The sequence below is a fragment of the Actinomadura rayongensis genome (assembly GCF_009831215.1).
Lineage (GTDB): Bacteria > Actinomycetota > Actinomycetes > Streptosporangiales > Streptosporangiaceae > Spirillospora > Spirillospora rayongensis.
Genome location: NZ_WUTW01000001.1, coordinates 656167 through 676384, shown reverse-complemented (window position 1 = coordinate 676384; position 20218 = coordinate 656167). Strand labels below are relative to the sequence as shown.

Annotated in this window: 20 protein-coding genes; 10 read left to right on the top strand and 10 right to left on the bottom strand. The window is 73.5% G+C overall.

Annotated elements, in window-relative coordinates; all coding sequences use genetic code 11:
- Window positions 1-6: 6 nt before the first annotated feature.
- The gene (locus GQ466_RS03275; protein WP_161101259.1) at window positions 7-1443 is read right to left on the bottom strand and encodes an MFS transporter; all 1437 of its coding nucleotides are present in this window, start codon (window positions 1441-1443) and stop codon (window positions 7-9) included.
- Window positions 1444-1532: 89 nt separating this feature from the next.
- Here GQ466_RS03275 and GQ466_RS03270 point away from each other — a divergent pair, with 89 nt between their 5' ends.
- A complete protein-coding gene (locus GQ466_RS03270) occupies window positions 1533-2108 on the top strand; it encodes a TetR/AcrR family transcriptional regulator (protein ID WP_161101258.1) in 576 nt (191 codons plus the stop codon).
- Window positions 2109-2200: 92 nt separating this feature from the next.
- Complete coding sequence (locus tag GQ466_RS03265) at window positions 2201-2776, top strand: hypothetical protein (protein ID WP_161101257.1); 576 nt, start codon at window positions 2201-2203, stop codon at window positions 2774-2776.
- Window positions 2777-2778: 2 nt separating this feature from the next.
- On the opposite strand, the gene GQ466_RS03260 is transcribed toward GQ466_RS03265, so the two are convergent.
- The 3 genes from GQ466_RS03260 to GQ466_RS03250 are packed head-to-tail and all read right to left on the bottom strand — an operon-like array spanning window position 2779 to window position 5368.
- A complete protein-coding gene (locus tag GQ466_RS03260) occupies window positions 2779-3792 on the bottom strand; it encodes an FAD-dependent monooxygenase (protein ID WP_161101256.1) in 1014 nt (337 codons plus the stop codon).
- Window positions 3789-4304 (bottom strand): isoprenylcysteine carboxyl methyltransferase family protein, encoded by a 516-nt coding sequence (locus tag GQ466_RS03255; protein ID WP_161101255.1) that lies wholly within the window; start codon window positions 4302-4304, stop codon window positions 3789-3791. The genes GQ466_RS03260 and GQ466_RS03255 overlap by 4 nt, the downstream gene beginning before the upstream one ends.
- Window positions 4305-4312: 8 nt before the next feature.
- The gene (locus GQ466_RS03250) at window positions 4313-5368 is read right to left on the bottom strand and encodes a type III polyketide synthase (RefSeq protein WP_161101254.1); all 1056 of its coding nucleotides are present in this window, start codon (window positions 5366-5368) and stop codon (window positions 4313-4315) included.
- 146 nt (window positions 5369-5514) lie between these two features.
- Between GQ466_RS03250 and GQ466_RS03245 the strand changes: the two genes are divergently transcribed.
- The 8 genes from GQ466_RS03245 to soxR all read left to right on the top strand — a co-directional run bounded on the left by GQ466_RS03245 (window position 5515) and on the right by soxR (window position 13961).
- Window positions 5515-6345: a UbiA family prenyltransferase gene (locus GQ466_RS03245; RefSeq protein WP_202419947.1), complete on the top strand. Its 831-nt coding sequence runs from the start codon at window positions 5515-5517 to the stop codon at window positions 6343-6345.
- 182 nt (window positions 6346-6527) lie between these two features.
- Window positions 6528-7250 (top strand): hypothetical protein, encoded by a 723-nt coding sequence (locus GQ466_RS03240; protein WP_161101252.1) that lies wholly within the window; start codon window positions 6528-6530, stop codon window positions 7248-7250.
- A 75-nt stretch (window positions 7251-7325) separates the two neighbouring features.
- Window positions 7326-9059 (top strand): ABC transporter transmembrane domain-containing protein, encoded by a 1734-nt coding sequence (locus GQ466_RS03235; RefSeq protein ID WP_161101251.1) that lies wholly within the window; start codon window positions 7326-7328, stop codon window positions 9057-9059.
- Window positions 9059-10981 (top strand): ABC transporter ATP-binding protein, encoded by a 1923-nt coding sequence (locus tag GQ466_RS03230; protein ID WP_161101250.1) that lies wholly within the window; start codon window positions 9059-9061, stop codon window positions 10979-10981. Before GQ466_RS03235 ends, GQ466_RS03230 begins: the two co-directional genes overlap by 1 nt.
- Before the next feature lie 63 nt (window positions 10982-11044).
- Complete coding sequence (locus GQ466_RS03225) at window positions 11045-12052, top strand: Gfo/Idh/MocA family protein (RefSeq protein ID WP_337193298.1); 1008 nt, start codon at window positions 11045-11047, stop codon at window positions 12050-12052.
- Window positions 12053-12054: 2 nt separating this feature from the next.
- Window positions 12055-12585: a nuclear transport factor 2 family protein gene (locus tag GQ466_RS03220; RefSeq protein ID WP_202419945.1), complete on the top strand. Its 531-nt coding sequence runs from the start codon at window positions 12055-12057 to the stop codon at window positions 12583-12585.
- Window positions 12582-13463 (top strand): SCO6745 family protein, encoded by an 882-nt coding sequence (locus GQ466_RS03215; protein ID WP_202419944.1) that lies wholly within the window; start codon window positions 12582-12584, stop codon window positions 13461-13463. The genes GQ466_RS03220 and GQ466_RS03215 overlap by 4 nt, the downstream gene beginning before the upstream one ends.
- A 9-nt stretch (window positions 13464-13472) precedes the next feature.
- Window positions 13473-13961, top strand: a complete 489-nt coding sequence (gene soxR / locus GQ466_RS03210) for a redox-sensitive transcriptional activator SoxR (protein ID WP_161101248.1) — start codon at window positions 13473-13475, stop codon at window positions 13959-13961.
- A gap of 88 nt (window positions 13962-14049) precedes the next feature.
- Here soxR and GQ466_RS03205 read toward each other — a convergent pair whose 3' ends face one another.
- From GQ466_RS03205 to GQ466_RS03180, 6 genes are read right to left on the bottom strand one after another with little or no spacing between them, the layout of a single operon-like run.
- Window positions 14050-14640, bottom strand: coding sequence for a DsbA family oxidoreductase (locus tag GQ466_RS03205; protein ID WP_202419943.1), 591 nt, complete (start codon window positions 14638-14640; stop codon window positions 14050-14052).
- A 33-nt stretch (window positions 14641-14673) separates the two neighbouring features.
- Window positions 14674-15657 (bottom strand): NAD-dependent epimerase/dehydratase family protein, encoded by a 984-nt coding sequence (locus GQ466_RS03200; protein ID WP_161101247.1) that lies wholly within the window; start codon window positions 15655-15657, stop codon window positions 14674-14676.
- 4 nt (window positions 15658-15661) lie between these two features.
- On the bottom strand, window positions 15662-17017 hold the full coding sequence (locus tag GQ466_RS03195; RefSeq protein ID WP_161101246.1) for a nucleotide sugar dehydrogenase: 1356 nt from the start codon (window positions 17015-17017) through the stop codon (window positions 15662-15664).
- A gap of 1 nt (window position 17018) precedes the next feature.
- On the bottom strand, window positions 17019-18386 hold the full coding sequence (locus tag GQ466_RS03190; RefSeq protein WP_161101245.1) for an NDP-hexose 2,3-dehydratase family protein: 1368 nt from the start codon (window positions 18384-18386) through the stop codon (window positions 17019-17021).
- Complete coding sequence (locus tag GQ466_RS03185) at window positions 18386-19135, bottom strand: NAD-dependent epimerase/dehydratase family protein (protein WP_161101244.1); 750 nt, start codon at window positions 19133-19135, stop codon at window positions 18386-18388. The genes GQ466_RS03190 and GQ466_RS03185 overlap by 1 nt, the downstream gene beginning before the upstream one ends.
- Before the next feature lie 11 nt (window positions 19136-19146).
- On the bottom strand, window positions 19147-20211 hold the full coding sequence (locus tag GQ466_RS03180) for a glucose-1-phosphate thymidylyltransferase (protein WP_161101243.1): 1065 nt from the start codon (window positions 20209-20211) through the stop codon (window positions 19147-19149).
- Window positions 20212-20218 lie beyond the last annotated feature (7 nt).

Sequence of the window (20218 nt, the reverse complement as noted above, 5' to 3'; positions counted from 1 at the left end):
CGCTGATCACCGACTCGCGGTGTCCTCGTGAACACGCGGGGCGGGACTCGCCGGACGTGCCGGTTCCGTGCTCCTGATCAGCCACAGGCCGGTGAACACGGCCGTGGCCAGGGTGACGAGGCCGGCCACGACGAAGGCGCTGTCGAGTCCCTCCTCGAAGGAGGCGCCACCGGACTGCCGGGTGCGGACGACGGCGCCGAGCACCGCCACACCGAGGACCGCGCCGATCTGCCGGGTGGTGCTGCTGACGCCCGAGGCCAGGCCGCCCTCCTGCGGGCTGACCGACTGGATGGCGGCGCCGGTCAGCGGGGACATGGCCAGGGCGAAACCGATGCCGACCACGGCCAGCCGCCACCACACGTCGGCGTAGCCGGTGTCGGCGTGCACGAAGCCCAGGGCCAGCAGGCCCAGCCCGGCCAGTGCCAGGCCGATGGTGACCATGATCCGGAGGCCGTACCGGGCGGCGGACCGGCCCGCGAACGGGCTGACGACGACCATCGCGAGCGTGGCGGGCAGGGTCTGGATCCCGGCGCGCAGGATCGAGCTGCCCTGGACGTAGACGAAGAACTGGGAGAAGAAGAACGACGAGCCCATGAGCGCGAAACCGACCACGATCATCGCCGTGTTGGACACCGCGAACAGCCGTTGCCGGAAGAGGCGCAAGGGCAGCATCGGTGCCGCGACTCGCCCTTCGACGACGACGAAGACGGCGAGGGCCACGGCTCCGGCGGCGAAACCGCCGAGGATCAGCGGTGAGGTCCAGCCGCGGGAGCCGCCCTCGATCAGCGCGTAGGTGAGCGCCCCCACGGCCAGGACGGACAGGACCGTTCCCGGCACGTCGATCGCCGGCGCGCCCGGGTTGCGGGACTCGCCCAGCACGCGCAGGCCGACGACCAGCAGGACCGCGCCGACGGGCAGGTTGACGAGGAAGATGGCGGGCCAGCCGAAGGCCTCCGCCAGGACGCCGCCGGCCACGGGCCCGGCGGCCAGCCCGATCCCGCTGAGTCCGGCCCACAGCCCGATCGCCCTGACCCGCTCCTGCGGAACCGGGTACGCGGCGGCGAGCAGGGCCAGCGAGGCGGGGCTCAGCGCCGCGGCCCCGACGCCCTGCAGCACCCGGCCCGCGATCAGCCAGCCGATCGAGGGCGCGGCGGAGCACACGACGGACGCCGCGGTGAACACGACGACGCCGGCCAGGAACATCCGCTTGCGCCCGAAGCGGTCGGCGAAGACGCCGCCGGACAGCAACAGCATGGCGACCAGCAGCACGTACGCGTCGACGATCCATTGCAGTCCGGTCAGCCGGGTGTGCAGCCGCTCCTGCATGTCGGGCAGCGCCGCGCCGACGATCGTGTTGTCGAGCAGCACCATGAACTGCCCCAGGCAGGTCACCGTGAGCAACGCCGCCCGGTTCGGCAGGGCCACCGGCGATGCAGGCTTCATCGTTCCCCCTAAAGCAGCTCGTTACTGCTTTAGGGAAGCTAGCCGATCGGGCGTCTTAACGCAACTGTCGACTGCGATAATGTGGCGCCATGGGAGAGCGAGAACCGGTCCGGCGGCCCGGCGGACGGAGCGCACGCGTCCGCGCGGCGGTGCACCGGGCCGTCACGGACCTGGTCGGCGAGCGCGGCTACGGCGAGTTCACGGTCGGCGACGTCGCGGCCCGCGCGGGCGTGGCCGACACCAGCGTCTACCGCCGGTGGGGCACGCTGGAGGCCCTGCTCACCGACGTGGCGCTGACGCGACTGCAAGCCCAGTCGCCGATGCCCGACACCGGGACCCTGGCCGGCGACCTGCACGCCTACGCGGCCCAGGTGGCGCGCGAGATCACGGGACCCGACGGCCTGGCGGTGCTGCGCCTGGTCGTCGCCCTGTCCAACCGGGGCGAACGGGGTCTGCGGGCGCGTGACGACTTTCTCGCCGAACGCGCCCGGCTCGTCCAGGGCATGCTCGACCGCGCGCGTGAGCGCGGCGAGCAGCCGCCCGACGCGCTGGGCGTCCTCGACCACGTCATGGCCCCGATGTACATCCGCGTCCTGTTCGGCGCGGGCCCGCTCACTCCGGACTACATCGCCGGGCTCGTCGACCGGCTGCTGGCGCGGCCCTGACCTCCGGGCGAAGGCGGGCGCGGGTGAGACGTTCCCGAAACCGCTCCTCCCCTAGCTTCGCCGATGAGGAAGTCGGACTGCGGAGGAAGAACATGGAAGAGAGCCGTGGCTCCACCGGCGAGAAGAAAGCGCCGCGGTGGCGCGGGCCCGCTTTCCTGGCCATCGGATGCGTGGCCGTCGCCCTGTTCGCGAGCGCGTGCGGCGGGGACGAGTCAGGCAAGGGGGTGGCCGGATCCACAACGTCGACCAACCCCGCCGAGAAGGCCGACCCGATCGCCTTCTCGAAATGCATGCGCGAGCACGGCGTCACCGGATTCCCCGACCTGGACGCCGACGGCAACTCGGTCGGCACGCCCGGCCCCGACGCGGTCGACGGAAAGTCGCCCGTTTTCCAGGCCGCCGAAAAAGCGTGCGCGCCGCTGAAACCCGTCCGGAAGTCGCATCCGAACATGAGCAAGTACCGCGACGACCAGATCAAGTACTCCAAGTGCATGCGCGACAAGGGCATTGCGAACTTCCCGGACCCGAACGCGAAGGGCGACCTCGAACTGGACCCGGCGAAGTCCGGCATCGATCCCGAGTCCGAGCAGTTCACGACCGCCGAGAAGGCGTGCCGTCCGCTCCTGGTCGTGCCGCCCGGCGCCCGGGCCCCCAGCGCCCGATCCTGAGATCAGGCGAGCGCCCGGACCGCGAGCCCGAACACCGCGGGCAGCGCGTGCGCGGCGGGCACGATGAGGCGGCCCGACACCGGACGGCGCCGCGCCCGCAGCAGCGCGCCGGTCAGCAGCCGGTGCCGTCGCGACAGCGCCCGCCACTCCCCCTCGTACGCCTCGGGGCGCCCCGCCGCCAGGCACGCGGCGAGTGCGGCGGCCGACCGCAGCGCCAGCGACACGCCCTCGCCGGTGAGCGCGTCGGTGTACCCGGCCGCGTCGCCGACGAGCAGGACCCGTCCGGCGACCCGGCGCCGCGCCCGCCGCCGCAGCGGCCCCGCGCCCCGCACGTCCGTCGCGGCCGGGCCGGTGAGCCGTTCCCGCAGCGCCGGGAAGTCCGTGAGCCGGTCGTCGTAGGGCCGCCCCGACGGGCCGAGCACCGCCACGCCGACCAGGTCGTCCGCGACGGGCGTCACGTACGCCTCGCCGTCCCCGGCCCAGTGGACCTCGACGACGTCCGTCCACGGCGCGACGCGGAAGTGGCGGCGCAGGCCGTAGCGGCGCGGGGCGCGGACGGGCGCGTCCAGCCCGAGCGCGGCGCGCAGCGGGGAGTGCAGGCCGTCGGCGGCGACGAGCCAGCGGGCGCGGCGGCCGGCGGCGGTGACCGCGGCGTCGTCCTGCCGGACGTCGAGGACGCGTCCCGGCTCGACCACGACGCCCGCGTCCAACGCGCACCGCAGCAGCGCGGCGTGCAGTTCGGTCCGCCGGACGCCGCGTCCGACGCCGTCGTGGAAGCGGGCCTCGGCGGCGCGGCGGCCGTCCAGGTACCGGATGCCGTGCAGCGGACGGCCGCCGGGCGCGGCGCCGAGGTCGCGCAGCGCGGCGACGCCGCCCGGCATCAGCCCCTCGCCGCACGCCTTGTCCACCGGCCCCGGCCGGGGCTCGACCACGACCGTCTCCAGCCCCGCCCGCGCCGCGCAGATCGCGGTGGCGAGCCCGGCGGGGCCGCCGCCCGCCACGAGGACGTCGATCACGGGCCGAGGGCGGTCAGCGCGGCGTCCTCGCAGCGGATCCGGACGGCGAGCACGACCGCGTTCGCCGCCGTGAACGTCAGCGCGGTGATCCACGCGCTGTGGACGAGGGGCAGCGCCGCACCTTCCACCACGACCGCCACATAGTTGGGATGGCTGAACAAGCGGTAGGGGCCGCGCGTCACGCGTCCGAGCCCCGGAACGACGACGACGCGGGTGTTCCACTGCCGTCCGAGCACCGCGATGCACCACCACCGCAGCGCCTGCGCCGCGACGACCAGCGCGACCATCGTCCAGCCGAGCGCGGGGACGAACGGGCGCGCCGCGAGGTCGGTCTCCAGCAGGCAGCCCGCCAGCAGCCCGGTGTGCAGGACGACCATCGCCGGAAGCTGCCCCGAGTCCCGGACGGACCCGCCGCGCGCGAGGCTCCACCGCAGGTTGGCGCGGGCGACGGCCGTCTCGGCGAGCCGTTCGGCGGCGACGGCGAGGACGAGCGCCACGTACCAGGGCGACATGTCCCGGCCTACCAGCGCAGCAGGACGAGTTCGGAGCAGAACCCCGGGCCGAGCGCCAGCAGCAGGCCGGGCGCGCCGGGTTCGGGCCGCCGCTCGACGGTGTCGCGCAGCACGTGCAGCACCGAGGACGACGACAGGTTGCCCTGCGCGGCCAGCGACTCCCAGGTGACGTCCAGCGCCCCGTCCGGCAGGTCGAGCGATTCGGCGACCGCCTCCAGCACTTTCGGCCCGCCCGGATGGCACACCCACGCGGCGACGTCCTTGCGGGTCAGACCGTGGTCGGCGAGGAACCCGTCCACGTCGGCGGCGAGGTAGGTGCGGACGACGTCCGGGACGCCCGCGTCGAGCACGATCCGGAACCCGTCGCCGGACACCTGCCAGCCCATGACGTGCTGCGAGTCGGGATACAGGTGGCTGCGGCTCGCGACGACGGTCGGGCCGCCGTGCTCGGCCCCGCGCCGAGCGCCGCACGCGACGACGGCGGCGGCGCCGTCCCCGAACAGCGCGGCGGCGACGAGGTTGGCGATCGAGTCGTCGTCGCGCTGGACGGTCAGCGAGCACAGCTCGACCGACAGCAGCAGCCCCACCGCGTCCGGCCAGCCGCGCAGGTGGTCGTGCAGCCGCGCGAGGCCCGCCGCGCCGCCGACGCAGCCGAGCCCGAAGATCGGGACGCGCTTGACGTCGGGCCGCAGCCCGAGCCGCGCCGCCAGCCGCGCGTCCAGCGAGGGCGCGGCGATGCCGGTGACGGACACGAGCATGACGACGTCCACGTCGGCCGGGGTGAGGCCCGCCGCGTCGAGCGCCCGGCCGGCCGCCTCGACCGCGAGGTCGGCGGCGTGCTCGATGTAGAGGTCGTTGGCCGCGCCGAAGCCGTCGATGCGCGCGTACTCGTCCAGCGGGACGGCCAGATGGCGGTACTGGACGCCCGCCGACGTCCGCACGCGCTCCAGCAGGCCGCGCCGGGTGCCGCCGAGCGCGCAGACGTCGGCGAACGTGTCGGTGATCTTCGTCTGCGGGTAGCGGTGGACGGGCAGCGCGCCGCGGACGGACGCAATCGTGGTCATGGGCACCTCGGATGGCCGGGTGGACGGGCGGAGCCGCCCGCACACCGGGGTCCATCCCCGGACGTTTCACCGCACCCGCCTATGCCTCGGACAAAATCCATGAAAGAAAAGCCCGCCGGATGAACCGGACGCCTAGGGTCGCGACCATGGCCACTCCACGGGCGTCGCGGCGGCTCGTCCGCGCGCTGGCGCGGTCCTGCCACCCGGTTCCGTCCCTGGCGGTCACCGCGCTGACCACGGCGTACGCCGCCGCGTCCGGCCACTCCCACAGGCAGCGCTGCCTGGTGGCGGGCGCGGTGCTGGCGGGCCAGGCGTCGGTGGGCTGGTGCAACGACGCGCTGGACGCGAAGCGCGACCGGGCGTCCGGACGCGGCGGCAAGCCCGTCGCGGACGGCGCGGTGCCCCCGGGCGCGGTGTGGGGCGCGGCGGCCGGGGCGCTCGCGGCGTGCGTCCCGCTGTCGCTGGCGGCCGGACGGCGGGCCGGGGCCGCCCACCTCACCGGTGTCGCCGCCGCATGGGCCTACGACCTCGGCCTCAAGGGAACGGCGCTGTCCTGGCTGCCCTACGCGGCGGGCTTCGCCTCCCTCCCCGCCTTCGTGGGCCTCGCGCGCCCGCGAGACGGCGCGGACTGGACGGTGGTGGCGGCGTCGGCCGTCCTCGGCTGCGGAGCGCATCTGGCCGACGCGCTGCCCGACCTGGACATGGATCGCTCCAACGGCGTCCACGGCTGGCCGCACCGCCTCGGCGCGTCCCGCGCCCGCGCCCTGACGCCCGTCCCCCCGATCGCCGCGACCGCGCTGCTCGCCGCCGCCCGTCCGGCCCGCGCGACCCTCGCCGCCCTGGCGGCGGCCTGCGCCCTGACGCTCACCGCCCGCGCCCTCGCCGACCGCTCCCCGCACGCCCCCTTCGCCGCCGCCGTCGCCGTGACGGCCCTCGACCTCGCCCTCCTCGCCCGGGACCGCGACGTGCCGGATTAAATTCGCTTAGCGAAGTCCTAGGGCTGCTCTCCTTGTTCCGGATAAATGCCGGAACTACTGTCCCGAACATCGGCCAGGCCGCCGCAAAGGGGACAGCAATGGACGGAAATTCGGTTGCGCACGTCCGGCGGGGAGCGCTCTGCTCCGCGAAGAAATGCAGGTCCGGCGACACGCCGGGCCCGGTGGCCGGGGGCGCGCGCCTGTGCCGCCCGTGCCGGGACGGCGTCGCGACGGCGCTGCGCGGGCTGCCCGCGCTGTACGCCGAGACCGGCCGCCGCCTGGACGGGACGGGCCGGCGCGGCGACCGGACGACCGGCGGGGGCCTGCCCGGACTGCCGTTCAACGCGGGCGCGGCCGAGATCCGGTCCGCGATCGTCGCGCTGCTCGCGTCCTGGAGCGACCTGGTCGCCGACCAGCGCCGGGTCGGGCTGCCGAGGCGCGAGGTGACCGCGATGGCCGCGTTCCTGGAACGCCATCTGGACTGGCTGGCCGGGCACGAGGCCGCCGCCGACTTCGGCGCCGAGATCGGGCGGCTGACGCGCGCCGCCCGCAGGATCGCCTACCCCGACCGGGCCCGCCGGGTGCCGGTCGGGCCGTGCGTGGAGGACGACTGCCCGGGCAGCCTCGTCGCCGAGACCCGCGACCGCGCGGTGATCGTCTGCGACACCGACCCCGCGCACCGCTGGACCGACGACCAGTGGGTCGCGCTCAGCGGGCGGATCGGCCGGACCGGGGAACTGTGGCTGAGCACCGGCGACATCGCGCGGCTGTGGAACGCCGCCCCGGGCAGCATCTACCGGATGGCGAGCGAGCAGCGGTGGCGGCGGCGCTCGGAGAACGGACGCACGCGTTATCACGCCGAGGACGTCGACCGCGCATTCGCCGGACGCGCCGCGCACCGCTGAAACGGCTTGACTTGAACCTTGGTTCAACGTGCAGCCTTCGGTTGACACGCCGCATTTCCCATGAGGACGGTCAACGTGCTGATCCGGCTCGTGCGCAGATATGCGCACCGCTACCGCAAACCCCTGTACATGGTCGTCCTCCTGCAATCGGTGCAGGCGCTGGCCACGCTTTACCTGCCGACGCTGAACGGCCAGATCATCGACAACGGTGTGCTGCGCGGCGACACGTCCTACATTCTCCGCTCCGGCGGGATCATGATCGCCGCCTCGCTGGTGCAGGTGGCCGCGAGCCTCGGCGCGCTGTACTTCGGCACGCGGATCGCGCTCGGCCTCGGCCGTGACCTGCGCGAGGCGGTGTTCACGCAGGTCCACCGGTTCTCGGCCGAGGAGATGGGACGGCTCGGCACCCCGTCGCTGATCACGCGGACCACCAACGACGTCCTCCAGGTGCAGTCGCTGGCCGTGATGACGCTGATCACCGTCGTGGCGGCGCCCCTCACCGCCGTCGGCGGCGTGCTGCTGGCCCTGAACCAGGACGTCGGGCTGTCGGCCCTGCTGCTGGTCATCGTGCCGGTCCTGGGCGTGACGATCGGGGCGATCATCGTCCGGCTGCGTCCGCTGTTCCGCGTGATGCAGGACCGGGTGGACGGGCTCAACCGCATCATCCGCGAGCAGATCGGCGGCGTCCGGGTGGTCCGCGCCTTCGTCCGGGAGGACGACGAGCGGGACCGCTTTGCGGCGGCCAACGCCCGGGTGCGGGACGTGTCGCTCGGCGTCGGCTACCTCACGGCGCTGATGTTCCCCGCCGTGATGCTCGTCTTCAACCTGTCCAGCGTCACCGTCCTGTGGTTCGGCGGGCACCGCGTGGACGGGGGCGACCTGCGGATCGGCGCGCTGACCGCGTTCCTCAGCTACCTGATGCAGATCCTGATGTCGGTGATGACGGCGACCTTCATGTTCATGATGGCGCCGCGCGCCGAGGTCTCCGCCGAGCGGATCGAGGAGGTGCTCGGCACCGAGCCGTCCGGCCGGCCGCCGGCGGACGCGGTGACCGCGCTGCCCGAGCCGGGGGTGCTGGAGTTCCGCGACGTCGGGTTCAGCTATCCGGGCGCGGCGCAGCCGGTGCTGCACGGGATCGACCTCGTCGCGCGCCCCGGCGAGGTGACCGCCGTGATCGGCAGCACCGGCAGCGGCAAGTCCACGCTGCTCGCGCTCGTCCCCCGGCTGCTCGACGCGAGCGCCGGGACGGTGCTGGTCGGCGGCGTGGACGTCCGCAAGATCGACCCGGCCCTGCTGGCGCGGGAGGTCGGCTACGTCCCGCAGCGCCCGTTCCTGTTCTCCGGCACGGTGGCGTCCAACCTGCGCTACGGCCGTCCGGACGCGAGCGACGACGAGCTGTGGCACGCGCTGCGCGTCGCCCAGGCCGAGGACTTCGTCGCGGCCCTCCCGGACGGCCTGGAGGCGCGGATCGAGCAGAACGGCGGCAACCTGTCCGGGGGCCAGCGGCAGCGCCTCGCCATCGCCCGCGCGCTCGTCCCGCGCCCGAAGATCTACCTGTTCGACGACTCGTTCTCCGCGCTCGACTACGCCACCGACGCCGCGCTGCGCGCCGCGCTGGCCGACGAGACGGCCGAGGCGACCGTCGTGATCGTCGCGCAGCGGGTCAACACCGTCCGCGACGCCGACCGGATCGTCGTGCTCGACCACGGCGAGATCACCGGCACCGGCACCCACCGGCGGCTCATGGCCGATTCCCCGACCTACCGGGAGATCGTTCTCTCCCAGCTCACGGAGCAGGAGGCCGCCTGATGGGCGTTCCCGTCCCCCCGCCGCGTCCCGTCGACGAGAAGTCGCTCGCGTTCGGCCCGACGACGCGCAGGCTGCGCGCCCTGCTGCGGCCCGAACGGCCGCTCATCGCCGTCGGCGTCGTGCTCGGGATCGCCTCGGTCGCGCTCACCGTCATCGGACCGAAGATCCTCGCCAAGGCCACCAACCTCGTCCTCGCCGGGGTGCTCGGCCGCGGCCTCCCGGCGGGCGTCAGCACGTCCGAGGCGGCCGAGCGGCTGCGCCAGGAGGGCCACGGCGACCGGGCCGACCTGCTCGGATCGGTGCCGGTGCGCCCCGGGCACGGCGTGGACTTCACCGCGCTCGGCCACGTCCTGCTGGCGGTGCTCGCGATCTACGCCGTGGCCGCCGGGCTCGGCATCCTCCAGGGACGCATCACCGCCGCCGCCGTCCAGCGGGCCATGTTCCGGCTCCGCGCGCAGGCCGAGGACAAGCTGAACCGGCTGCCGCTCGCCTACTTCGACACGCAGCCGCGCGGCGAGGTGCTCAGCCGGATCACCAACGACGTCGACAACGTCGCGCAGGTCCTCCAGCAGACGCTCAGCCAGCTGCTCACCTCGATCCTGACCGTGGTCGGCGTGCTGGCGATCATGCTGGTGATCTCGCCGCTGCTGGCGCTGATCGCGCTGGTCACCGTGCCGCTGTCGATGTACGTCACGGCGCGGCTCGGCAAGCGGTCGCAGCCCCAGTTCCTCGAACAGTGGGCCGCGACCGGACGGCTCAACGCGCAGGTGGACGAGACCTACACCGGCCACTCCGTCGTCAAGGCGTTCGGCCGCCGGGACGCGGCGGTCGCCGAGTTCCGCGAGCGCAACGACGAGCTGTACCGGTCGAGCCTGCGCGCGCAGTTCCTGTCCGGGATCATCCAGCCCGCGACGATGTTCGTCGGCAACCTCAGCTTCGTCCTCATCGCGGTCGTCGGCGGGCTCAAGGTCGCGTCCGGGTCGCTGAGCCTCGGCGACGTCCAGGCGTTCATCCAGTACTCCCGGCAGTTCTCGCAGCCGATCACGCAGGTCGCGAGCGTGTCCAACCTGATCCAGTCCGGCTACGCCTCGGCGGCCCGGATCTTCGACCTGCTGGACGCCCCGGACCAGTCGCCCGACCCGTTCCGGCCGAAGACCCCCGCGGCGAACGAGGGACGGGTCGAGTTCCACGACGTCTCGTTCCGCTACACGCCGGACAAGCCGCTGATCGAGAACCTGTCGCTGTCGGTGCGGCCGGGCGAGACCGTCGCCATCGTCGGCCCGACCGGCGCGGGCAAGACGACGCTCGTGAACCTGCTCATGCGGTTCTACGAGGTGACGGGCGGGCGCATCACCCTCGACGGCGTGGACGTCACCGAGATGACCCGGCGCGACCTGCGCTCCCGGACCGGCATGGTCCTCCAGGACACCTGGCTGTTCCACGGGACGATCGCCGAGAACATCGCGTTCGGCGCGGCCGGCGCGAGCCGCGACGCCGTGGAGGAGGCCGCGCGCGCCACCTACGTCGACCCGTTCGTGCGGACGCTGCCCGACGGCTACGACACCGTCCTCGACGACGAGGGCACGACCGTCAGCGCGGGCGAGCGGCAGCTCATCACCATCGCCCGCGCGCTGCTGGCCGACCCGTCCGTGCTCATCCTGGACGAGGCCACGAGCGCGGTCGACACGCGCACCGAGCTGCTGATCCAGCGGGCCATGACCGCGCTGCGCAGCAACCGGACGAGCTTCGTCATCGCGCACCGCCTGTCCACGATCCGCGACGCCGACCTGATCCTCGTCATGGAGGACGGCCGGATCGTCGAACGCGGCCGGCACGACGAACTGCTGGCCGCCGACGGCCCCTACACCCGGCTCCACAACGCGCAGTTCGCGGCGGGCGCGGCCGACCGGGCGGCCACTTAGTCAAAACCTAGCGGTGCCGGGATTGACCCCCTTCCGGCAATTCCCGGAAAATTGGCGGAAGAAATGTCCCCGGCCCGAGGAGCCCGGAAAATAATGACACCACCACTGCGGATAGGCGTCATTGGCTGCGCGGACATCGCCGTGCGGCGGCTCCTCCCGGCGATGGCCGCGGCACCGGGCGTCGTCCCGGTCGCCGTGGCCAGCAGGAGCGCCGAGCGTGCGGCCGAGACGGCGCGCGCGTTCGGCTGCCGCCCGGTCCACGGCTATGCGGGCCTGCTGGCGGCGGACGACGTCGACGCCGTCTACGTCCCGCTGCCCGCAGCCCTGCACGCGGAATGGGTCGAACGGGCCCTTCTCGCGGGAAAGCACGTGCTCGCGGAGAAACCGCTCACGCTTTCGTCCGAGCGCACGGCGGAACTTTTCGCGCTGGCCCGGTCGCGGGGGCTCGTGCTGATGGAGAACGTCATGTTCGTCCATCACGGCCAGCACGCCGCGGTGCGCGCGCTCGTCTCCGGCGGCGCGATCGGCGAACTCCGGGCCTTCCACGCCGCGTTCACCATCCCGCGCCTGGCCCCCGGCGACATCCGCTACGACGCCGACCTCGGCGGCGGCGCGCTGTGGGACGTCGGCGTCTACCCGGTGCGCGCGGCCCTGCACTTCCTCGGCCCGGACCTGACGGTCGTCGGCTCGATGCTGTCCAGCGGGCGGGTGACCGGCGTGGACACGCTCGGCGCGGCCCTGCTGCGGACGCCGGACGGAGTCGCCGCGCACCTGACGTTCGGCCTCGAACACGCCTACGTCTCGACCTACACCCTGCACGGCGGCGAGGGACGGATCACCGTCGACCGCGCCTTCACCCCGCCCGCCGACCACCGGCCGCGGGTGCGCGTCGAACGGCGGTCCGGGGTGGAGGAGCCGCCGCTCGACGCCGAGGACCAGGTGGTCGCCACGGTCACCGCCTTCGCCCGCGCCGTGGCCGCCGGAACCTGCGACGGCGCGGCGAGCCTGCGGCAGGCCGAACTCCTGGACGAGCTGCGCGACGCCGCCGCCCTCACGACGCGAAGGAGCTGACAGTGGCCCCGAGCCATGACACGACGACCCACGAGCCGGACCAGAGGTCGGCCGACGAGCTGGCCGCGCTGCACCGCGAGGTCCGCGCCCTCACCGACCGCGCCGCGATCTCCGCGCTGGTCGACCAGTACATGATCGCCCTCGACACCGCCGACGAGCGCGGCCTGGACGACGCCTGGTACGGGTCGATCTTCACCGACGACGTCCTGCTCGACTTCCCCATCGGCGGGTACGCCGGGCTGTCCGGCCTCGCCGAGCACCAGGTGAAGGCCAAGCGGAAGTGGGCGCGCACGCACCACCTCAGCGGCAACCACATCATCGCGCTGGACGGCGACCGCGCCACCGTCCGCGCGCAGATCGTGGCGACGCACGTCAACCACGGCGCCGCCCGGCCCGAGTCGCTGTTCGACATCGGCGGCCACTACGAGGCCGACGCCGTCCGGACGGACGCGGGCTGGCGACTGTGCCGGCTCGCGTTCCACCTCGGCTGGAGCGCCGGCGAGCTGCCCGCGACGATCGAGGACCGGCGGTGACCGCGCTCGCGCGGCACGCGGGCCGCCAGTGCAGCGTCATGCTCAACTCGCTGCACTCCACGATCTACTTCTCCCCCGACTTCGACAAGGCGCTGGCCGACCACGGGTTCGACGACCCGATGGCCTGCTACGTCGCCGGACGCGCCGCCGCGCTCGGCCCGGTCGGGCCCGGACCCGTCAGCGCGGCGTTCTACAGCTTCAGCCACGCCATGCTCGCGTCCCACCTGCCCCGGATCTGGACGCTCGCCGACCCCGGCCGCGTCCAGGAGCTGCGCCGCGCCGCCGCCGACGCGATCCTGCGCCGGTGCCTCGGCGCGGAGGTCGTCGGCGCGCCGGAGATGGCCGAGGCCGCCGAGCTGGCGCTGCGCGCGGCCGAGGCCGGGCTGCGCCCCGGACGGGCGCTCTACGCCGCCCACGCCGACCTGCCCGTGCCCGACGAGCCGCACCTCGCGCTGTGGCACGCGGCCACCCTGCTGCGCGAGCACCGCGGCGACGGCCACCTCGCGCTGCTGGCGGAGGCCGAGCTGTACGGGCTGGACGCGCTCGTCCTCGACTGCTCCCGCGAGGGCGGCCTGACGAAGGACATGGTGATGCTCAAGCGCGGCTGGACCGAGGACGACTGGGCCGCCGCGCAGGCGCGACTGCGGGACCGGGACCTGCTGGACGAGGACGGACGGCTCACCGAAGAGGGCGCGCAGTTCCGCGACGACCTCGAAGAGGAGACCGACCGGCTCGACCTCGCGCCCTACGAGCACCTCGGACCGGCGGGCACGGCCCGGCTGACCGACCTCGCCACCCGGTTCACCGGCGCGGCGGCGGCCGGCGGCGCGTTCCCGCCCCCGCTGCTCGCGATGTTCGCCGCCGGGTCGGACGGATAGCGTACGCGGATGCCGGACGAACGGCCGGAACTCAGCTGGACCGCCAAGGAGATGACGATCAGCGAGCTGGGCGCGCGCAGCGGCGTGCCCACCTCCACGTTGCGCTACTACGAGCGCGCGGGCCTGATCTCCAGCCGGCGGACCAGCGGCAACCAGCGCAGGTACGCCCGTGACACGCTGCGCCGCGTGGCGTTCGTCCGCGTGTCGCAGCGCGTCGGGATCCCGCTCGCGACGATCCGGGAGGCGCTGTCCCTGCTGCCCGACGAGCGCACGCCCACCCGGGAGGACTGGGAGGTCCTGTCCCGCCGCTGGCACGACCAGCTCGACGCGCGGATCGAGCGGCTGACGCGGCTCCGCGACAACCTGACCGGGTGCATCGGCTGCGGCTGCCTGTCCATCGACCTCTGCTCGCTGGCCAACCCGCACGACAGCCTGGGCCGCGAGGGCCCCGGGCCGCGGCTGCTGGACCCGCCGGAGGACAAGGACGGCGCGGACTGATCCACAGGCCCGAAGCGCTGGAGAAACGACGAAACCGCCCTCCGGCCGGAGCCGGAGGGCGGTTTCGCGGGTGCGGGCGCCGCGGGGTTCAGGCCGCGAGGGCGGCCGACAGATCGCCCTCCCCGACGGCGCCCGTGAGGGTGGGGCCGCCGGCGAACGCGAACATCGGGACGCCGCGCACGCCTTCGTCCCGCACCTTGTCCAGGGCCGCCCGCAGCTCGCCGGTCCCGGCGGCGCCGTCCCAGACGACGCCGACCTCGGCGGCCAGGCGGGCGAGCGTGTCCGGGTCGCCCACGTGCAGCCCGTCGGTGAAGTGCGCCCGGAACAGGCGCTCGACCATGTCCTCGCCGAGGCCCTGCGCGTCGGCCTGGGCGATCAGCCGGTGCGCGTCGAAGGTGCCGGTGGCGATCCCCTTCTCGTAGTTCAGCACGAGTCCCTCGGCGGCGGCGATCGGGATGACCCGTGCCGTCGCCTCGACGCCGTGGTCGCCGAACGCGAACCGGATGGCGTCCAGGAGCGGCACCCCGTCGGTCGGCGCGCCGGGCGCGAGCTCGAAGGGGCGGAACCGCGTGGTGACGTCCCGTCCCTCCGCCCGCGCCCGGTCCGCCGCCCGCCGGAACCGCGTGAAACCCACGTACGACCAGGAACAGATGACGTCCAGTGTGATCTCTACGTCCATGGCTTCAGGCTCCGGGTTGAACCGAGGTTCATGTCAAGCGGCTCCGGTGTCCGAAAGCGCCAGCCACCAAGGGTTCTCGCGCGCCCACGCGACCGTCCGGCGCAGGCCCTCCTCCAGCGGCACTTGGCAGCTCCAGCCGAGCACGTCCCGCGCCTTCGTGCTGTCGGGGACGCGGCGCGACAGGTCCTCGTAGGACGGCCCGAGCGCCTCGCGCGTGTCGGTGTCGCGCGCCGGCCCGCCGAAGCCGGCCAGCTCGTTCACCACCTCGATGACCTCCTTGACGGTGGTCTCGGTCATGCTGCCGATGTTGAACGTCTCGCCCGCGCCGGCCGCCGCGCGGGCGGCGCGCACGGTGCCCTCGACGGCGTCCTCGATGAAGGTGAAGCACCGGGTCTGGATGCCGTTGTCGTAGACGACGGGCGGCAGGCCGTTCAGCGCGCGGTGGACGCTGCGGCTGACGACGTACGCGGGCCGCTGCCCGGGCCCGTAGACGTTGAAGTAGCGGATCACCGTCGCGGCGGTGCCGTGCTGCCGGGCGAACGCGTACGTCAGGTGCTCGGTGAGGGCCTTGCTGGACGAGTAGGTCCAGCGGTCGGCGGACGTCGGGCCGAGCACCCGGTCGCCGTCCTCCCGCCACGGCACGGCGGGGTTCTTGCCGAAGACCTCGCTGGTGCTGGCCATGAGGACCCGGGCGCCGGCCCGCGTCGCCGCGTCCAGCACCGTGCGCGAGCCGGAGAAGTTGATGTCGATGACGTCCAGCGGCCGGGCCAGGTACTGGTCCACGCCGACGACCGCCGCCAGGTGGTACACGGTGTCGGTCCGGTCGTCGATCGCCGCGCCGACGGCCTCGGGGTCGCGGATGTCGCCCGCGACGTACCGGACGCCGTCGGGCACCGGCCGCCGGTCCCCGGGCGGGGCCGCGTCGAAGACGGTCACCTCGTCGCCGTCGGCGACCAGCCGCTCCACCAGATGGCCGCCGATGAAGCCGCAGCCGCCCGTCACTACGACACGAGACATGTCGTCACCGTCCGATTCCGCGATAGACGAACCCCTGCGCGCGGAGTTCGGCGATTTTGGCCTTGGGGTAGTACGCCCGGCCGTCCACGACCAGGCAGGAGTCCGCGACCGGCAGCGCGCCGAAGTCCACGTCCTCGAACTCGCGGTGGAGGGCGAGCACCGCGATGGCGTCGGCGCCCTCGCACGCCTCTTGCACCGAGCCCGTCGGACGGACGCCGGTCAGCCGCTCGGCGTGGTCGGCGTCCACCAGCGGGTCGTGGGTGCGGACGCGCACGCCCGCCGCCCGCAGCGCCTCGACCGCGCCCTGGACGGGCGTCGCGCGCAGGTCGCCGGTGTTGTTCTTGAACGCGAGCCCGAGCACCGCGACGGTCGCGTCCGCCGGGTCCTTGCCGGCCGCCGCGAGCCCGTCCAGGATCACCTGCGCGGTGTAGCCGGGCATCGCGGCGTTGACCTCGCGGCCGACCGGCGCGGTGCGGATGTCCAGCCCGCGCCGCAGCGCCGACTGCCACACCATCAGCGGGTCCTTGGTCAGGCAGGAGCCGCCGACCCCGACGCTCGGGAGCAGGATGTTGACGTTCCCGCGCCCTTTCGGGATGGTGTTGGCGGCGGCGATGACGTCCAGGACGTCCACGTCGTAGAGCGCGCAGAACTTCGCCAGCTCGTTGGCGAGCGCGATGTTGAGGTCGATCCACCAGTTGTCGGCGAGCTTGACGATCTCCGCCGCCTCCAGCGACTCCATCGGGATCGTCGGGACGCCGAGCGCCCGCTGCCAGAAGTCCGTCGCGCCCGCGAGGCTCGGCGCGTCCAGCCCGCCGATCGCGATCGGGAACGTGCGCAGCTCCTTGAGCGCGGTGCCCTCGGCCAGCCGCTCGGGCGTGAACGCGAGCCCGAAGTCCTCGCCCGCGCGCAGCCCGCTCCGCTCCAGGATCGGCAGCACGAGGTCGCGGGTCGTGCCGGGCGGGACGGTGCTCTTGAGCACGAGGAGCTGGCCCGGCCGGATGACGCCCGCGATGCCCTCGCAGGCGCTGCGCAGCTGCTCCTCGGCGAGCGAGCCGTCCGCGCGGACGGGGGTGCCGACCGCAATCAGCACCACGTCGGCCGCCGACACCGCCGACAGCTCGGTGGTGACCTTCAGCGCGCCGACCTCCATCCCCTTGGCGAGCAGGCCCGCCAGTTCCTCTTCCTGGAAGCGGCAGTGGCCGCGGTTGAGTTCGTCGATCAGCGTGACGTCGGTGTCGACGCCGATGGTGTCGAGTCCCTGGCTGCCGAGCACGGCCGCGACGCAGGACCCGACGTAGCCGAGTCCGATGACCGCGACGGTCGGGTCGCCGGTGACGACCGGGAAGGCGGATGGTCCCATCTCAGGTCTCCTCCATCGAGTTCAGGGCGGTGAGGAGCGTGCGCGCCTGGACGTTGAGGTAATGACCGTGCTGGACGAACGCGCGGAGCTGGTCGCGCGTCACCCAGCAGTAGTCGTCGGGCGGGTCGTACGGCAGGTCGTCGATCTCGATGACCTGGTAGCGCAGGACGGCGTCGAGGAACCGTCCGCCCTCCTCCGACTGGCGGGCGTCGAAACGGATCCGCGCCGGGTCGGCGGAGAGCACGAGGTCGAGGTAGGGCGGCCGGTCGGCGGCGGGCAGGTGGGCGTAGTCCTCGGGCTGGCACAGCACGGTCGGGCCGAGTTCGACCGTGTCCACGAACCCGCCCTCGACGCGCGCCCGCGCGAGGTAGTGCGGCACCCCGTCGAAGGTCCGGGTGAGGAAGCAGGCGACGCCCTCGGAGCACGGGCGCAGCAGCGGCTGGGTCCACGCGGTGATCTCGCGGGTGTCCGCCTCGACCTCGACGGCGACGATGCTGAAGTGCCGGCCGTCCTCGTGGTCGATGGAGTCCGGCCCGCGCTTCCAGTGCGGCACCTCGGCCAGCGGGATCCGCTCGGCGCGCAGGTCGTAGAACGTGCGCATCCCGGTGAACCAGGACAGCACGTCGGTGTCGGCGTGCAGGGCCGCGTCCGCGCCCGAGGTGAACGGGACGATCGACAGCGCGGACCGCGCGTCCATGTTGATGACGTTGTCCTGCCGCAGCAGGCTGCCGATCTGGCCGAGGGTCAGCCAGCAGAAGTCGGGGTGCTCGGGGACGTCCCCGTCCACCTCGACGACGATGTTGCGGTTCGTCTTGCGGTCGAACCAGGTGCCCTGCTCGGACTGGAGCGAGTCGGCCAGCACCCGGCCGCGGCGGGGGCCGAGGAAGTACTCCAGGTAGCGGACGTCCCCGCCCTTGTGGACCTTGGTGTAGTTGCTCCAGGTGGCCTGCACCGTCGGCGAGAGCTGGACGAGGTTGCAGTTCCCCGGCTCCATCTTCGCCTGCATGAGGACGTGCAGGACGCCGTCGAACGTCTTGGTCAGCAGCCCGAGGATGGCGTGCTCGGGCTGGTTCAGGATCGGCTGGCGCCACTCGCGCTCGACGCCCCGCCCGATCGTGACGTGGTAGCCCTCGACGGTGTAGAAGCGTCCGCTGTCGTGGCCGAGGTTCCCGGTGGACGGGTCGAAGGACCAGCCCCGCATCGCCTCGAAGGGGATCCGCTCCACGCGGAACCGGTTCGCCCGCCGCCGTTCGTCGATCCAGCCGAGGACCTCCTCCGTCCGGATCAGCGTGCCCCGCCGTTCGGCCGCGGACCGGGCCAGCCGTTCGGGCAGCGCGTCGTCCCGGCGCGGGACGAGCAGTGGTGGCATCAGGTCGCTCCCGTGATGTCCGCCTCGACGTAGCCGTCGAGGACCTTCCGGTAGTAGTCCGGGCCGAAGCCCATCGCCGCGACGTCCGGGACGAGCGCCTTGAGCCGCTCGATCGACACGACGTAGTGGCTGCCCGCCGCGACGTCCTCGCGCTCGGGCGCGAGGCCCAGGCGGTCCGCGAGGTGGTCGACCAGCCGGGGGACGGGGATCGCCGTTCCGGACGCGACGTTGACGGTGGCGCCGGTGAGGCCGAGGCCGAGCAGGCGGTCCACGATCGTCACGGTGTCGGCGACGTCGATGAGGTCCCGGGAGGCGTTGCCGAAGACCCGCACCCGGCCCTCCCGGATCTGCCGGACGAGCGTCGGCAGGAGCTGGTGCGGGGGCTGGCCGCCGCCGACGACGTGCCCGAGCCGCAGCACGAGATGGTCGGCGCCCGACGCGCGGACCCGCTCCTCCAGGGCGATCTTGTGCGCGCCGTAGGGCGAGCCGGGGGTGACGGCGTCGTCCTCCCGTCCGGGGCCGTCCGGGCCGTAGATCCCGGACGTCGCCGTCGAGAAGAACACCACCCGGTGGCCGCGCTCCTTGCAGGTGCGGGCCACCTCGTCCACCAGCGCCGTCTCGCGCGCGAAGTCCCGTTCGGACGTGCACGCCGCCCACGAGACGCCGGCCGCGATGACCACCGTCCGCGGGTGGCTTTCGGCGATCCGGCCGAGGTGCCCGGCGAGGAAGCCGCGTCCCACGATCTCCATCGCGGGCGCCCCTACGCCGCGGTCTCGACGCGGCTGTGGTCGCCGAGCACGAGCCGCCGCGTGCCGCCCTCGGACGGGCCGCCGACCGAGGCGTGCCGTCCGATGAGCGAGGCGCGCAGCCCGCCGGTCCGGGTCAGCGTGGCGCCGTCCAGCACGATGGAGTAGTCGATGGCGACCTCGTCGAGCACGCAGCCGTCCCCGATCGACGTGTGCGGGCCGACCCGGCAGTCCACCACGGTGCTGCCCGCCCCGACGATCGCCGGGCCCTCGATGCGCGACCGCACGACGCGCGCGCCGGCCTCGACCACGACCGAGCCGATCAGCTCGCTGTCCTCCACGGCCCCGGAGATCTTCGGCCGCAGGTTCTCCAGCACCTTGCGGTTGCACTCCAGGACGTCCTCGACGCGCCCGGTGTCGCGGTAGTAGCCGCCGAACTGGCTGGCGCGCACCCGCGCGCCCGCCGACACGAGCCACTGGATCGCGTCGGTGATCTCCAGTTCGCCGCGCGCGCTCGGCTCGATCGCGTCGATGGCCGCGTGGACGGCCGCAGTGAAGAAGTAGACGCCGGTGAGCGCGAGGTCGCTGCGCGGCCGTTCGGGCTTCTCCTCCAGCCGGACGACCGCGCCGTCGCGGTCCAGCTCGACGACCCCGAAGGCGCGCGGGTCGGCGACCTTGCCGACGACGACGTGCGCGTCCGGCCGCGTCCGCTGGAACTCGGCGGAGATCTCGGCCAGGTCGCCGTCGCCGAGCATCGAGTCGCCGAGGTACATGACGAAGTCGTCGTCGCCGAGGAACTCCCGGGCGACGATCACGGTGTGCGCGAGGCCCCGGGGGCCGTCCTGGGGCAGGTAGGTGACGTCGATCCCGAGCGCCGAACCGTCGCCGATCCGGCTCCTGATCTCCGGCGCCCACCGGTTGACGATGATGCCGACCTCGGTCGCGCCCATCGCCCGGACGTTGTCCAGGACGTGTTCGAGCACGGGTTTGTTACCGACGGGCATGAGCTGTTTGGGCATGGAGTGGCTGAAGGGACGCAGGCGGGTGCCGGTCCCCCCGGACAACACGAGGGCTTTCACAGGGCTG

Excerpts from the sequence above, each read along its gene's own strand:
- GQ466_RS03195 (WP_161101246.1), bottom strand. The coding sequence starts at position 17,017 with ATGGGACCATCCGCCTTCCCGGTCGTCACCGGCGACCCGACCGTCGCG.
- GQ466_RS03205 (WP_202419943.1), bottom strand. The coding sequence starts at position 14,640 with ATGGACGTAGAGATCACACTGGACGTCATCTGTTCCTGGTCGTACGTG.
- GQ466_RS03245 (WP_202419947.1), top strand. The coding sequence starts at position 5,515 with ATGGCCACTCCACGGGCGTCGCGGCGGCTCGTCCGCGCGCTGGCGCGG.
- GQ466_RS03230 (WP_161101250.1), top strand. The coding sequence starts at position 9,059 with ATGGGCGTTCCCGTCCCCCCGCCGCGTCCCGTCGACGAGAAGTCGCTC.
- GQ466_RS03225 (WP_337193298.1), top strand. The coding sequence starts at position 11,045 with ATGTCCCCGGCCCGAGGAGCCCGGAAAATAATGACACCACCACTGCGG.
- GQ466_RS03255 (WP_161101255.1), bottom strand. The coding sequence starts at position 4,304 with ATGTCGCCCTGGTACGTGGCGCTCGTCCTCGCCGTCGCCGCCGAACGG.
- GQ466_RS03250 (WP_161101254.1), bottom strand. The coding sequence starts at position 5,368 with ATGACCACGATTGCGTCCGTCCGCGGCGCGCTGCCCGTCCACCGCTAC.
- GQ466_RS03275 (WP_161101259.1), bottom strand. The coding sequence starts at position 1,443 with ATGAAGCCTGCATCGCCGGTGGCCCTGCCGAACCGGGCGGCGTTGCTC.
- GQ466_RS03265 (WP_161101257.1), top strand. The coding sequence starts at position 2,201 with ATGGAAGAGAGCCGTGGCTCCACCGGCGAGAAGAAAGCGCCGCGGTGG.
- GQ466_RS03270 (WP_161101258.1), top strand. The coding sequence starts at position 1,533 with ATGGGAGAGCGAGAACCGGTCCGGCGGCCCGGCGGACGGAGCGCACGC.
- soxR (WP_161101248.1), top strand. The coding sequence starts at position 13,473 with ATGCCGGACGAACGGCCGGAACTCAGCTGGACCGCCAAGGAGATGACG.
- GQ466_RS03200 (WP_161101247.1), bottom strand. The coding sequence starts at position 15,657 with ATGTCTCGTGTCGTAGTGACGGGCGGCTGCGGCTTCATCGGCGGCCAT.
- GQ466_RS03190 (WP_161101245.1), bottom strand. The coding sequence starts at position 18,386 with ATGCCACCACTGCTCGTCCCGCGCCGGGACGACGCGCTGCCCGAACGG.
- GQ466_RS03185 (WP_161101244.1), bottom strand. The coding sequence starts at position 19,135 with ATGGAGATCGTGGGACGCGGCTTCCTCGCCGGGCACCTCGGCCGGATC.